This window comes from Algibacter sp., assembly GCF_039977455.1.
Taxonomy (GTDB): Bacteria; Bacteroidota; Bacteroidia; order Flavobacteriales; family Flavobacteriaceae; genus Algibacter_B.
In genome coordinates, this window is record NZ_JBDWDG010000016.1 from 381838 (window position 1) to 395703 (window position 13866).

The following is a 13866-nucleotide window of genomic DNA, read 5'->3' on the forward strand; positions in this document are numbered from 1 at the left end:
AAATAAAACAGCAATAAAAATGAAACAGATTATCATATTTTTACTAGTTATTATTGTGTTAACCTTAGGTTATAGCACATATATGGAATATAAGCGTTTTACTCCCCCAGAGTATGCGTATACGGCCAATGAACATATTGATTTAAATTACCATGATAGGTCTTTTTTGTTAAGGTATTATAAAGCTATTGAAGACTTAAATGGATATGTAATTACGCAATGGAGTGTTAGTGGTATAGATGTAAGAAATCCAGAGTCTGATGATAAAGTGGTATTAGCTGCTATTTCTAATTATACAGATAAACTTGGTGTTGTAAAGTTTTATGAAGACCAGTTAATGAAATCTAAAGCCTTAAAAGAAAGTGGTTTAACTAATGCTAATATAGGTTGTTGGAAAGTGAAGGTATAAGTCAAGCTGAATTTGAAAAAGCAAAAGCACATACTAAATTGATTACCCTTTTTAATAATCATATTTCGGAGTTAAGGATAGGGCAAAAAAGTGTTTTTATTTTTGAGCTTCAAAAACTGTTGGTTAAAAATGGGTTTGGTATTCCTGTAGATGGTTTATATAAAGCGATTACAAGGGACGCTGTTCAATCATTTGAAGAAAAAAACGGACTATTTCCGGATGGTAAAGTAGATTTAATAACCTTTGAGGCTTTATTGAAATAGCTTATTTATATTCTTTAAGCTCTATATGTTCACCGTCAAAAACGCCATAAGTATAATATTGAATCCAATCGCCAAGGTTAATATATTTGGATGTGCTGTTAAGGTCGATGTTTAAAGGTAGATGTCTGTGACCAAATACGAAAAAATCTCGATGTTTATCTTCTAATTTTCGTTTGCAATATTGTACCAGCCATTCGTTGTCTTCGCCAAGAAATTTAGCGTCATCGTCGCCAGATATAAGTTTGTTTTTTACCGATAGGTGTTGTGCCATCCGCACACCTAAATCTGGGTGCAACCAACGAAATAGCCATTTGCAAAACGGATTTGTAAACACTTTTTTCATGCGTTTATAGCCTTTGTCTCCAGGGCCTAAACCATCGCCATGTCCTATTAAAAAGGTTTTGTTGTTAAAGGTGAATTCTTTGGGTTTGTGATAAACAGGAATGTTGAGTTCTTCTTCGAAATAACCATTCATCCAAAGGTCGTGATTACCCACAAAATAGTAAATAGGAATTCCGGAGTCGCTAATTTCGGCAAGTTTACCAAGGGTTCTTGTAAACCCTTTTGGTACAACAGTTTTAAATTCCATCCAAAAGTCGAATAAATCGCCTAAAAGAAAAATGGCTGCAGCGTCTTGTTTTACTTCGTCTAACCACGCTACGAACTTTTTTTCACGAGGAAAAGAAGCCGCTTTGGTTGGTGCGCCCAAATGATTGTCTGAGGCGAAATATATTTTTTTTCCTTTTGGAATTTGCATGCGTAAATATACTAATTCCTGTGGATGCTATATTATTTGATTTTAATATTTTGAAAAAGTATAATTATTGTAAACTTAGTCGGGTTTGTAAAAAAAATATGCTATGCTAAGAAGTTGACAAATATGACTGCCTTAGGGTTTATAGTGGTTAGCTCACAGCCCGACAAAGGAGGTTGAGGGCTTGTTGCCTTCAACTTCGCTAAAGATAAGCTCTAGGTCCGACCCTTAGGTAGCGCCAAAAAAAAAGCAAACCTATTTCTAGATTTGCTTATTTATTTTTAAATGCGAAACAGGTATTATTTAGCTTCTGCGTAACGTTTTTCTACTTCATTCCAGTTAACTACATTAAAAAATGCGCTAATGTAATCTGGACGACGGTTTTGGTAGTTTAGGTAGTATGCGTGTTCCCAAACATCTAATCCTAAAATTGGAGTTCCTCCACAACCAATTCCTGGCATTAATGGGTTGTCTTGGTTTGGTGTAGAGCAAATTTCTAATTTACCACCTTTATGCACGCATAACCAAGCCCATCCTGAACCAAAACGTGTTCCAGCAGCTTTAGAGAATGCAGCAATAAACTCATCTTTAGAACCAAAAGTAGCATCGATAGCGTCTTTTAATTCGCCAGATAAACGCCCTCTGTCTTCTGGGTTTAAAACATCCCAAAATAAAGAGTGGTTGTAAAATCCACCTCCGTTATTTCTAACAGCGCCGTTATCTAAATCTAAATTTTCAAGAATATCGTTAATTGATTTTCCTTCTAAATCCGTTCCTGCAATAGCGTTATTTAAGTTGTTTGTGTATCCTTGGTGGTGCTTAGTGTGATGTATTTCCATGGTTCTAGCATCAATATGAGGCTCTAAAGCATCATAAGCATATCCTAATTTCGGTAATTCGAAAGCCATAATTTTTTTGTTTTTAGTATTTATATTTAATTTAATTCAAATTTACGCATAAAACAGGTTAATAAAAAATAATTAATTGTTATCAACTCATCGATAGTTTTTATATTGTAACAAATCAATCTTTATGCAGCAAACACATCCTTTTACTATTTATAATGCTTCTGCAGGTAGCGGGAAAACTTATATGTTAGTTAAAGAATATTTAAAAATACTTTTTAAGTCTAATCATCCGGAACCTTTTAAGCGTATACTGGCCATTACCTTTACTAATAAGGCTGTTGCCGAAATGAAAGGACGCATTGTAGATATGCTTAAAGTGTTTTCGGATCCTGCTATTATAAAAAAGCCAACACCTATGTTTAAGGATCTTTGCGAGGAATTGCAGATGGACCCGATGGTGCTTCATGAAAAATCTGACCATTTATTAAATACGATTCTACATAATTATGCCGCTTTTGATATTTCAACCATTGATGGTTTTACACATAAGTTAATACGAACTTTTGCCCACGATTTAAGATTACCTTTAAATTTTGAAGTTGAGTTAGATCAGGATTCGCTTTTAAATGAAGCTGTAGATAGTTTAATATCAAAAGCAGGAAGTGATTTAGAGCTCACTAAAATTTTGGTTGATTTTGCAATTGAAAAAGCTGATGATGACAAGAGCTACGATGTGGCTTTCGATTTTAATAAAATTGCTAAACTTTTGGTTAAAGAAAACGATTTGCCATTTATTGATACCTTAAAAGATAAAACCTTAAACGATTTTAAGGTGCTCAAAGTGCAATTACGAAGTGAGATTTCTTCTGTGGAACAAGATATAGTTGAAAATGCCAAAACAGTACTTGATTTAATTGCCCAATCTGGCTTGGAATTTAAAGATTTCTCTAGTGGTTATTTACCAAAACATTTTGAAAAACTAGCCAACGAAAATTTTAGTGTAAGTTTTGGTACGAAATGGCAAGAGGATATTGAAACAAAAACTTTGTATCCTAAGAGGGTTAGCGATGATGTGGCCTCTAGAATAGAACAAATACAGCCGCAATTGGCTGCTAGTTTTCAGGCTACCAAAAGAGCCGTTTTTCATGTTAAGTTTTTAAAGGCATTTTATAGAAATATTACGCCGCTTTCGGTTTTAAATGCAATTAATAATGAGTTAAATGCTTTAAAAGAAGAACAGAATAAAATGCTAATTTCAGAGTTTAATGCTATTATTAGTAAGGAGATTGCGGGCCAACCTACACCGTTTATTTACGAACGCTTAGGTGAAAAATTTAAGTATTATTTTATTGATGAGTTTCAAGACACATCGGTTATGCAATGGGAAAATTTAAAACCATTGTTAGATAATTCGCTTTCTGGAATTAATGGAAGTACCATGTTGGTAGGCGATGCTAAACAGGCTATTTACAGGTGGCGTGGAGGAAAAGCAGAGCAGTTTATGGATTTGTTTAATAAAAAGGATAAACCGTTTCAAATAGACCAAGTTGTAAAACATTTAGTAGAAAACTATCGGAGTTTTAAAGCGGTGGTAAATTTTAATAATGGGGTGTTTAAATTTTTGGCAAGTACCTTTTTTAATGAAGCCCAACACCAAGACCTTTACCAAAACTCTAAACAGAATATAACCGACGAGAATGATGGCTTTGTAAAGCTAACGTTTTTAGATTTAGATGCAGAAGATAAAAGGGATGAGTTGTTTCCGGAAGAAGTTTTAAAAACTATAAATTTATGTTTAGAAAATGGTTTTAAATTAAAAGATATTTGCGTTTTAGTAAGAAAGAAAAAAGAAGGCGTTGCCATTGCCGATTATTTGAGTCAACAAAAAATATCGATAATTTCTTCTGAGACCTTATTGCTTAATAATTCGCCTGAAGTTGTTTTTATAAATAATGTTTTGGCACTTTTAGTTAAGCCAGAAAATAATGATATTAAAATTCAAGTTTTAAACTATGTAACGACACTTTTTAATATTGAAGAAAAGCATGATTTTTTTACGGCACATATTAATACACCAACAGATGAGTTGTTTAAAAGTTTCGAGGCTTTTAATGTATTTATAGATGCTAACATGTTATTGCAACGTCCGCTTTATGATTTAGCCGAAACTATTGTTAGAGGGTTTGGTTTGATTAAAAAATCCAATGCCTATATTCAGTTTTATTTAGATATTGTTTTAGATTTTTCAATGAAAAAAGGATCTGATGTTTCAGGGTTTTTAGATTATTTTGAAAAGAAAAAAGATAATTTGAGTATTATTTCGCCCGAAGGTCAGGATGCGGTACAAATTATGACTATTCATAAATCGAAAGGTTTAGAGTTTCCTGTGGTTGTTTTTCCTTATGCCGATTTAGATATTTACCGTGAGTTAGAGCCTAAAGAATGGTTTAATTTAGATAAAGAGAAATATAATGGTTTTTCCAACACGCTTTTAAATTATAATAAAGATTTTGAGCATTATGGTCAAGAAGGTTTACGAATTTTTAATAAGCATCAATCTGAACAAGAATTAGATAATATAAACGTCTTGTATGTAGCATTAACGCGCCCCGTAGAACAGTTACATATTATTTCTACTAAAGATATTTCAGCTAAAGGTGAGGTAAACAGTAAAAAGTATTCTGGATTATTAATTAATTATTTACAACATTTGGGTATATGGCAAGATTCGGAACTCGAGTATAGCTTTGGAGATCCTAAAAAGACTTCAGATCGGGTTGAAAATAAAAAAGAAACCTATTATCAGGAATCGTTTATTACAACAGCTAAAGAAGACCATAATATTAACGTGGTAACAAAATCTGGTTTATTATGGGATACTAATCAACAGGAAGCTATTGAGAAGGGGAATTTAATCCATAATATTTTGGCTAAAATTGAAACTATTGATGATGTAGAGGTTGTAATGGAGGACTTTTTAAAGAATTCTACCATACAAAAAGAGCAAATAAAATTACTTACCGATAAGGTGTTGCAAATCGTTAATCACCCCCAGTTAAAAGGGTATTTTACACGAGGAATTACTATTTATAATGAACGGGATATTATTTCTAAAGACGGATTTATTTTGAGGCCAGATAGGGTTATTGTTAATTCTGAAAATGAAGCCGTAATACTAGACTATAAAACGGGTTCTGAAGATGTAAAATATGCTCAGCAGTTGCAAACTTACCAAGATGTGTTAGAAGATATGAATGTTACCGTTAAAAAAAAGATTCTTGTATATGTGAATGATGATATTTTAGTGAAAGCTGTTTAATCGAGGGGGCTAATAAAAACAGCCTATGGCAGAACAGCATATCTTAACAAAAGGAACATTTATATAAAGATATTCTAAGTAGGTGGTATTTGAATAAACTTACTAGTTTTGATAGGGGTGTTAATGCGGTTTTTGTACTTGTTATCTTTAATTTTAAACTGCGGTAAACTAGAGTAAATAAGCCTATATAACAAGGGTTTGTGTTGTAAGATTCTTTTTTCAAGAGGTTGCTGTGATAAAAGCTGTAATTCGGGTGTAACTCTTGGTAGCGCACACAAAATCACATTTTTATAAGACTTTGAAGAACTTTAGTTATGTAAGGAAAACACTTAAGGTTATCTAAATTCATTATGAACTATCGATGAACTACTTGTTTAACCTATTTTTTTATATATTTGTCTTTGTTAATAACATTTAACAACTTACTTTTGCAGTAAATTTAACACTTAAAATTAAACTTTTGAATATGAAAAATCTTAGCAGATTATTGTTCGCTATGTTGCTTGTACTTGGTTATAGCAACGTTAATGCGCAAGACCAAAACAACCCATGGCAAATTTCTATTGGTGTAAACGCAGTTGATTTCTATCCTACAGGAGACGGAGCTCTTTCTAAAGGAGGATTCGCTAGTGAGTCTTTTGGTGATGAATTCGCAAATGCTACCGCACACTGGAATGTTTTACCTTCTTTATCAACGATCTCTGTATCTAAATATTTAAGCGATGGTTTTTCTTTTGGAATTACTGGGTCTTTAAATAAAATTGATAAATATGGTGATATTAGTGTAAATCCTGATGTAACTAATGAGGTGTCTGATTTATCATACTATGGTGTAGATGGTACAATTAAATATAACTTCCTTCAAGGAACAACTATCGATCCTTTCTTAGGTCTTGGTGGTGGTTACACTTGGGTTGATGAAATTGGTGCTGGTACTGTAAATGGAACTTTAGGTTTCAACGTATGGTTTAACGAAAACATTGGTTTAACTGTGCAAACAGCTTACAAGCATGCTTTTGAAGATTACTTAGACACACATTTCCAACATACTGCTGGTATTTCTATCAAATTTGGAGGTACTGATACTGACGGTGACGGGATATATGACAAAGATGATGCTTGTCCAGATGTTGCTGGTTTAGAAGCTTTCAACGGTTGTCCTGATACTGATGGTGACGGAATCGAAGATAGTAAAGATGATTGTCCTAACGAAGCTGGTTTAGCTGAGCTTAATGGATGTCCTGATGCTGATGGTGATGGTATTGCTGATAACAAAGATAACTGTCCTACAGTTGCTGGTTTAAAAGCATTAAACGGTTGTCCTGATGCTGATGGTGACGGTGTAACTGATGCTGATGATAAATGTCCTAACGAAGCTGGTCCTTCTGCAAACCAAGGATGTCCTTGGGCTGATAAAGATGGAGACGGTGTGTTAGATAAAGATGATAAGTGTCCAGAGGTTAAAGGTACTGTTGCAAACAATGGTTGTCCTGAAGTATCTCAAGCTGTTCAAGCAACACTTAACGCTTATGCTAAAACGATCTTATTTGATACAGGTAAATCAACAATTAAAGCACAATCTGCTGCTGTATTAGCTGATATCATAGGTATTCTTAAAGAATACCCAACAGCTAAATTTACAGTTGAAGGTCATACTGATAGCGTAGGTAGCGAAACTTTAAACCAAAGATTATCTGATTCTAGAGCTAATTCAGTAAAAGAATATTTAGTTGAAAATGGTATTGATGCTTTCAGATTATCTGCACTTGGATACGGAGAGGCTAAACCAATTGATACTAATAAAACTAGAGCTGGTAGAGCAAACAACAGACGTGTAGAAATTAACTTAGCTAAATAAGAAATAGCTAATTAAATTTTAAACAAATAAGTTTACAAAAAACGCTTCGGATATCCGAAGCGTTTTTTATTTTTATAAAATGACAACTTTCATTCACGATGTTTTAAACGATTTACAAAACGATAATCAGAATTTTTCTGAAATAACTTTTGTTTTGCCCAGTAAAAGAGCAGGACTCTTTTTAAAGCATCAGCTTGCTGAGGTTGTAGAGAAAACTATTTTTGCTCCAGAGATATTAAGTATTGAAGAGTTTGTTGAGGATTTATCGCGAATACAATCCACCTCTAATACCGAACTTCTTTTCGAGTTTTATTCTATTTATATCCAATTAACTAAAAAAGAACGTGCAGATTCTTTTGACTCTTTTTCAAATTGGGGTCAAATTTTACTTCAGGATTTTAACGAAATTGATAGGTACCTTATTCCTCAAGAAAAAATCTTTAATTATTTAAGTGATATTCAGGATTTACAACATTGGTCGTTAGAAGAACATCAAACCGACTTTGTTAAAAATTATTTAGCTTTTTGGAAGAAACTTTATAATTATTATAATGCTTTTTCAAAGCATTTATTAAGTAAAAAGATTGGTTATCAGGGTTTAATTTATCGGGAGGCGGTTAATAATTTAGAAAGCTATATTCAAAGTAATACAAATAAGAAGCATGTTTTTTTAGGTTTTAATGCCTTAAATACTTCGGAAGAAACCATAATTCAAGCATTATTAAAAAATAAGTTGGCAAGAGTTTATTGGGATGTCGATTGCGTATTTATGGATAATAAAAAACATGACGCAGCCCTGTTTACTAGGCAACACAAAAATAACTGGTCGTTTTTTAAAAACAATTCGTTTAATTGGATAGCCGAAAATTATTCTAAAGAAAAAAATATTTCGGTATTTGGTGTGCCTAAAAATATAGGACAGGCAAAACACATTGGTAGTATTTTAGAATCCTTGCAAAAAAACAATGGTTCATTAAAAAGTACTGCTGTAGTATTGGGTGATGAAAATTTATTAATTCCTGTACTTAATTCCTTGCCTTCATCTATAGATGCATTAAATGTTACTATGGGGTTTCCTTTAAAGTCTATTCCTTTAACATCTCTATTTGAAGTTCTTTTTCAGTCCCACAAAAGCAATACAAGTTCATTTTATTTTAAGGATGTTATTAAAATAATATCACATCAATTTATAAGACCATTATTTTTTATTGATGGGGTAGATTATGCGGCTTTAATTATCCAAACTATTGATAAAAATAACCTTGTATATTTAAATAAGGAACGCTTATCTAAAATGGCTAATTTATGCCATTCAACTATAAACTTATTGTTTTCTAATTGGGAAAACTCTATTTCATTTGCCTTAGAGAGTATATTCAAATTAATATTGGCTATCAAAGCTAATTTGGATAAGGAGAAGTCATCGAATTTATTACAATTGGAATACGTTTTTCGTTTTAACGAATTATTTACCGAGCTTTCAAGATTAAATGAGGAACATCAACATATTAATGATATTTCAACCTTATTTAATGTTTATAAAGAGTTGTTAAGCACGGAAACTCTAGATTTTCAAGGCGAACCATTACAAGGTTTACAAATTATGGGTATGCTAGAGTCTCGGGTTTTAGACTTTGAAACCGTTATTATAGCCTCGGTAAACGAAGGTATTTTGCCAGCTGGAAAAAGCAACAACTCCTTTATTCCATTTGATGTTAAACTAGAAAACAACTTACCTACATTTAAAGAAAAGGATGCTGTGTATACCTACCACTTTTATAAACTTTTACAACGTGCTAAAAATATCTATATAACCTATAATACGGAGGCCGATGTACTAACAGGAGGAGAAAAAAGTAGGTTTATTACACAGTTGGAGCTAGAAGGTATTCATAACATTAATAGTAAAATAATAACACCTCAAGTACCTAGAATAGAAAAGGCACTAAATACCGTAAAAAAGAATAGTGATTTACAACAACGATTAGTTGAAGTGGCTAAGAGAGGATTTTCACCTTCTTCGCTAACAAATTATATTAGAAACCCTATCGATTTTTATTATCAGAGTGTTTTAAAAATTAGAGAACATAATGATGTTGAAGAAACTGTTGCTGCTAATACCTTAGGGACCGTTGTTCATAATACCTTAGAAGATTTTTATAAACCTTTTGTTGGGCAGTTTTTGACCACCGACAGAGTTAAAAAATTAAAACTCGACATAGAAAACAGGGTTACCTATCATTTTAAAAATGAATATAAGGAAGGGGATATAACAAAAGGTAAAAACCTAATTATTTATGAGATCGCTAAACGTTATGTAAATAACTTTTTAAATCTTGAAATAAAAGCTTTAAACGCTGGAAACAAAATAAAAATTATAGCTATTGAAGCGGATAATGATATAGAAATTAAAATACCTGAAATTGATTATCCAATAAGAATAAAAGGTAAGGTTGACCGTGTAGATGAGTGTAATGGTATTACAAGAATTATTGATTATAAAACGGGTAAAGTAGATCAAAACCAAGTAGAAATTGTTAATTGGGAAGATCTTACAACAGATTATAAAAAGTATAGCAAGAGTTTTCAGGTGCTTACCTATGCTTATATGATGAATCAATCTCTAATGATCAAATTGCCTATAGAAGCTGGTATTATTTCCTTTAAAAACTTAAAGGCCGGATTTTTAAAATTTGGAAAAAAGGATAAGCCTTCTAGTAGAAGTAAAAATGCTTTAATTACTGAAGAAACCCTAATCTGTTTTGAAACAGAGCTAAAAAAACTTATCATGGAAATATGTAATCCAAATATTGATTTCACGGAAAAAGAAGTTTAAAAATGAATATTACAAAAAATAGTGTCATTTCGGGAAAACACGATAAACCTATTGTTGCTGATGTTTTTTATAATAAAAACAGCACACAAAAACCGGTGGTTATATTTTGCCATGGTTACAAAGGTTTTAAAGATTGGGGGGCGTGGGATTTAATGGCGGAAGCATTTGCAAATGCTGGTTTCTTTTTTGTTAAATTTAATTTTTCACATAATGGTGGAACCGTTAATCAGCCCTTAGATTTCCCTGATTTAGAAGCCTTCGGAAATAATAACTACACCAAAGAGTTGGATGATCTCGAATCGGTTATCGATTGGATTAGTAATCATACCGAATACCAGGCAGAAATTAATACAGACAATATTAATTTAATTGGACACAGTAGAGCTGGAGGCATTGTAACTATAAAGGCTGAAGAAGATAATCGAATTAAAAAGGTAATTAGTCTTGCTGGTGTTTGCGATTTCGGAAAAAGGATATCTACCATTGGAAATTTGGATGAATGGAAAAGAGAGGGCGTTAAATACGTTTTAAACGGTAGAACGAAACAACACATGCCTCACTTTTATCAGTTTTATGAAAATTTTGTAGCCAACGAAAAGCGATTGACTATAAAACGTGCTGTTTCAAATTTAAAAATACCGTATTTAATCATTCATGGCGATGCGGACACTAGTGTTTTAATTGAGGAAGCTTATAATTTACATGATTGGAATTCTAATAGTAAACTAGAAATTATAGAAGCGACTAATCATGTTTTTGGAGCATCGCATCCATGGCAACAAGATAACTTGCCAAAGGCGTTAAAAGAAGCGTTAATTATAAGTATTCAGTTTTTAAATAATTAAAACTAACGCTTTATGGTGGAGAAGATCGGATTCGAACCGACGACCTCTTGACTGCCAGTCAAGCGCTCTAGCCAACTGAGCTACATCCCCTTGTTTTTATTTTAAACCGCTTAAAACTAAAACAGGTACTTTACTAAAGAAATCCTTTTTTAAAATAGTGCTCTTTTCCCATTTTTTGACAAAAAAGCCTCGTTTTCTTCTAACAACACATAACATGTCTGGATTATTAGATTGGAAATGCTCTAAAACGCCTTGAAATGTAGTCGCGTTTCCGCTTTTAATAACTCGACTAACTATAGAGTTAAGTTCCTCTTTAATTTCAAAATCTCCTTCGTTGTAAAAAGGTGTTTTTACAAGTAATAGGTTTAAAGTAGCGTCAAATTTGTTTTTAACATCAAGTAAAGGGTTTAAGGCATCTTCTTTTTTTATAATAGCCGATTTTACTGCCATTAAAATGGTTTTAACTGGCGAAAATTTATATCCCTCAGGAATAATAAGTGCAGGGACATCCATTTGTTTAACAATTTTACCCGAAGTTTTACCTAAATATACTTCATCTTTAATGGAATTGGTTCTTGGTTCTATTAAAACCAAATCAACATTAGCTGCTTTACAAGCTAATTCTAAGGTGTCAACTAACTTTCCCTTTAAGGTTTTAACAATTATTTCAACATTTTTTTGGTCAATTTTAGAAACCAAATCATCTAAAAACGCTTTACTTTCTCTTTGAATAATATCGTCCACACGAATCATGGTGCCTGCTTTAGTATAAACATTATATACTTGTACTATAAATAGTTTGGCGTTAAAAGCTTCGGCAAAATCTACAGCATATTGCAAATGGCTTATTGCATTTTTTGAGGATCCAACTGGGACTAAAATATTCTTCATACCAATGAGTTTTAAAGCTAAATTTACAATAAATTTGTTGCTAAAATAAACATTTTAATAATTAGAAAAGAGGCTAGCATCGATATAAGTAAGAATTTAAATTTTATAAGAGGATGCTTAGATCGTTTTAATTCAAGCAATATTCATCAATGGAGCGGGATTTTCCTTATTAAAGCGATATTTCAAAAAGGTTTTAATTATTACAAATTGTAGGTTTTTCCTAGGTTAAGTATCTACCCATTTCATTGTTACTAATTAGTTTTATGAGCACAAACATTAGTTTAAAACACATAAATAAATTGGCTATTCCTGCATTAATTGCTGGAGTATCCGAACCTATTTTGTCTTTAACCGATGCTGCTATTGTTGGAAATATCCCAATAAATGCCACAGAATCTTTAGCTGCGGTAGGTATTGTTACCACATTTTTATCCATGCTTATTTGGGTTTTGGGGCAAACTAGAAGTGCCATTTCATCTATTGTGTCGCAATACGTAGGTGCTAATAAATTAGAAAAGGTTAAAAATTTGCCTGCTCAGGCTATTTTTATCATTACATCCCTTAGTCTGCTTATCATTGCTTGCACCTATCCATTTGCAAAATATATTTTCAAACTATACAACGCTTCTGGTTTAATATTAGATTACTCAGTAGTGTATTATAAAATCCGGGTGCTAGGATTTCCTTTCACCTTATTTACAATTGCCGTTTTTGGTGCTTTTAGAGGTTTGCAAAACACATACTATCCCATGATTATTGCTGTTATAGGTGCAGCATCAAATATCATTTTAGATATTATTCTGGTTTACGGAATAGAGGGTTTTATAAATCCAATGCATATAGAAGGTGCTGCCTACGCAAGTGTAATTGCTCAAATTTTAATGGCTTTATTTTCGGCTTATTTTCTTCTTAAAAAAACAGAAATTCCTTTAAAACCAAGTTTTCCTTTTAATCCAGAAATTAAACGATTTCTGTTAATGATTTTTAATCTATTTATACGCACCATTGCTTTAAACGTAACGCTGTATTATGCTAGTTCTTTTGCTACAAGCTATGGAGCAGCATATATAGCAGCTTATACCATAGCAATAAATTTATGGTTTTTAGGCGCGTTTATAGTCGATGGTTATGCTAGTGCAGGTAATATTTTATCAGGTAAATTATTAGGGGAAACAGCATATGGTACACTTATTAAGTTGAGTAATAAACTTATTAAATATGGTGTTATTATTGGTATTGCTTTGGGGGTATTAGGTGCTATATCCTATTATCCAATTGGACGAATATTCACTAAAGAACCCGAAGTTCTTGAAGTGTTTTATAACGTTTTCTGGGTAGTTCTTGTTATGCAGCCCTTATGCAGTCTAGCTTTCATTTTCGATGGTATTTTTAAAGGCCTCGGTAAAATGAAATATTTACGCAATGTACTCCTCTTCTCAACTTTTATTGTTTTTTTACCCATATTATTTTGGCTTGATAATTTAGACTATAAACTCCATGGTATATTTATAGCCATAACTTTTTGGATAATGGCTCGAGGTATACCATTAATTATAAAATTCAGGCAACTATTTTTGCCACTAGTTCAAAACAATTAACTTTGCATAATAGCACAACCAACTAATATGAATCTATTCATTGCTTTACTTCAGCAAGTAGATATTGAAGAAAAAATTAATAATGCACCAGATAAAGGCTACGAAATAGGTGTTTTTATTGGTTCTATACTTCCATTTGCAGTGCTTGTTACATTAGCCTATGTAGTTTACCACTACAATAAAAAAAGAAATAAATAAGCGTTATGGATATCACGAGCATCTTGTCATTTTTAAGCGGAAGCGGA

General features: G+C 32.3%; 11 protein-coding genes and 1 tRNA gene. 8 read left to right on the forward strand and 4 right to left on the reverse strand.

Translation table 11 applies throughout. The features are described from left to right. The first annotated feature begins 19 nt into the window (after positions 1-19). On the forward strand, positions 20-409 hold the full coding sequence (locus tag ABJM36_RS07630) for a hypothetical protein (protein ID WP_348450836.1): 390 nt from the start codon (positions 20-22) through the stop codon (positions 407-409). Further along, positions 391-672: a peptidoglycan-binding domain-containing protein gene (locus ABJM36_RS07635; protein ID WP_348450838.1), complete on the forward strand. Its 282-nt coding sequence runs from the start codon at positions 391-393 to the stop codon at positions 670-672. Before ABJM36_RS07630 ends, ABJM36_RS07635 begins: the two co-directional genes overlap by 19 nt. Position 673: 1 nt before the next feature. Here ABJM36_RS07635 and ABJM36_RS07640 read toward each other — a convergent pair whose 3' ends face one another. Continuing rightward, complete coding sequence (locus ABJM36_RS07640; protein ID WP_348450840.1) at positions 674-1429, reverse strand: UDP-2,3-diacylglucosamine diphosphatase; 756 nt, start codon at positions 1427-1429, stop codon at positions 674-676. 296 nt (positions 1430-1725) lie between these two features. After that, positions 1726-2334: a superoxide dismutase gene (locus ABJM36_RS07645; protein WP_348450842.1), complete on the reverse strand. Its 609-nt coding sequence runs from the start codon at positions 2332-2334 to the stop codon at positions 1726-1728. 124 nt (positions 2335-2458) lie between these two features. Here ABJM36_RS07645 and ABJM36_RS07650 point away from each other — a divergent pair, with 124 nt between their 5' ends. The 4 genes from ABJM36_RS07650 to ABJM36_RS07665 all read left to right on the forward strand — a co-directional run bounded on the left by ABJM36_RS07650 (position 2459) and on the right by ABJM36_RS07665 (position 11132). Further along, positions 2459-5593 carry a UvrD-helicase domain-containing protein gene (locus ABJM36_RS07650; protein ID WP_348450844.1) on the forward strand — a complete coding sequence of 1045 codons (3135 nt, stop codon included), beginning with the start codon at positions 2459-2461 and terminating at the stop codon, positions 5591-5593. A gap of 466 nt (positions 5594-6059) precedes the next feature. Beyond that, positions 6060-7451 (forward strand): OmpA family protein, encoded by a 1392-nt coding sequence (locus ABJM36_RS07655; protein ID WP_348450846.1) that lies wholly within the window; start codon positions 6060-6062, stop codon positions 7449-7451. Positions 7452-7530: 79 nt separating this feature from the next. Beyond that, positions 7531-10287, forward strand: a complete 2757-nt coding sequence (locus ABJM36_RS07660) for a PD-(D/E)XK nuclease family protein (RefSeq protein WP_348450848.1) — start codon at positions 7531-7533, stop codon at positions 10285-10287. 2 nt (positions 10288-10289) lie between these two features. After that, the gene (locus tag ABJM36_RS07665; protein WP_348450850.1) at positions 10290-11132 is read left to right on the forward strand and encodes an alpha/beta fold hydrolase; all 843 of its coding nucleotides are present in this window, start codon (positions 10290-10292) and stop codon (positions 11130-11132) included. 13 nt (positions 11133-11145) lie between these two features. On the opposite strand, the gene ABJM36_RS07670 is transcribed toward ABJM36_RS07665, so the two are convergent. Together ABJM36_RS07670 and ABJM36_RS07675 are read right to left on the reverse strand one after the other, a co-directional pair. After that, positions 11146-11222 (reverse strand) — tRNA-Ala (locus tag ABJM36_RS07670). 6 nt (positions 11223-11228) lie between these two features. Then, a complete protein-coding gene (locus ABJM36_RS07675) occupies positions 11229-12023 on the reverse strand; it encodes a universal stress protein (protein WP_348450852.1) in 795 nt (264 codons plus the stop codon). Positions 12024-12286: 263 nt separating this feature from the next. Here ABJM36_RS07675 and ABJM36_RS07680 point away from each other — a divergent pair, with 263 nt between their 5' ends. Both ABJM36_RS07680 and ABJM36_RS07685 read left to right on the forward strand, forming a co-directional pair. Then, positions 12287-13621 (forward strand): MATE family efflux transporter, encoded by a 1335-nt coding sequence (locus tag ABJM36_RS07680; protein WP_348450854.1) that lies wholly within the window; start codon positions 12287-12289, stop codon positions 13619-13621. 27 nt (positions 13622-13648) lie between these two features. After that, positions 13649-13819, forward strand: coding sequence for a hypothetical protein (locus tag ABJM36_RS07685; protein WP_348450856.1), 171 nt, complete (start codon positions 13649-13651; stop codon positions 13817-13819). The last annotated feature ends 47 nt before the right edge of the window (positions 13820-13866 follow it).

What these genes read in the sequence shown, in the direction of transcription:
- ABJM36_RS07645 (WP_348450842.1), bottom strand. Translation starts at nt 2,334, where the DNA reads ATGGCTTTCGAATTACCGAAATTAGGATATGCTTATGATGCTTTAGAG.
- ABJM36_RS07680 (WP_348450854.1), top strand. Translation starts at nt 12,287, where the DNA reads ATGAGCACAAACATTAGTTTAAAACACATAAATAAATTGGCTATTCCT.
- ABJM36_RS07685 (WP_348450856.1), top strand. Translation starts at nt 13,649, where the DNA reads ATGAATCTATTCATTGCTTTACTTCAGCAAGTAGATATTGAAGAAAAA.
- ABJM36_RS07665 (WP_348450850.1), top strand. Translation starts at nt 10,290, where the DNA reads ATGAATATTACAAAAAATAGTGTCATTTCGGGAAAACACGATAAACCT.
- ABJM36_RS07660 (WP_348450848.1), top strand. Translation starts at nt 7,531, where the DNA reads ATGACAACTTTCATTCACGATGTTTTAAACGATTTACAAAACGATAAT.
- ABJM36_RS07655 (WP_348450846.1), top strand. Translation starts at nt 6,060, where the DNA reads ATGAAAAATCTTAGCAGATTATTGTTCGCTATGTTGCTTGTACTTGGT.
- ABJM36_RS07640 (WP_348450840.1), bottom strand. Translation starts at nt 1,429, where the DNA reads ATGCAAATTCCAAAAGGAAAAAAAATATATTTCGCCTCAGACAATCAT.
- ABJM36_RS07630 (WP_348450836.1), top strand. Translation starts at nt 20, where the DNA reads ATGAAACAGATTATCATATTTTTACTAGTTATTATTGTGTTAACCTTA.
- ABJM36_RS07650 (WP_348450844.1), top strand. Translation starts at nt 2,459, where the DNA reads ATGCAGCAAACACATCCTTTTACTATTTATAATGCTTCTGCAGGTAGC.
- ABJM36_RS07675 (WP_348450852.1), bottom strand. Translation starts at nt 12,023, where the DNA reads ATGAAGAATATTTTAGTCCCAGTTGGATCCTCAAAAAATGCAATAAGC.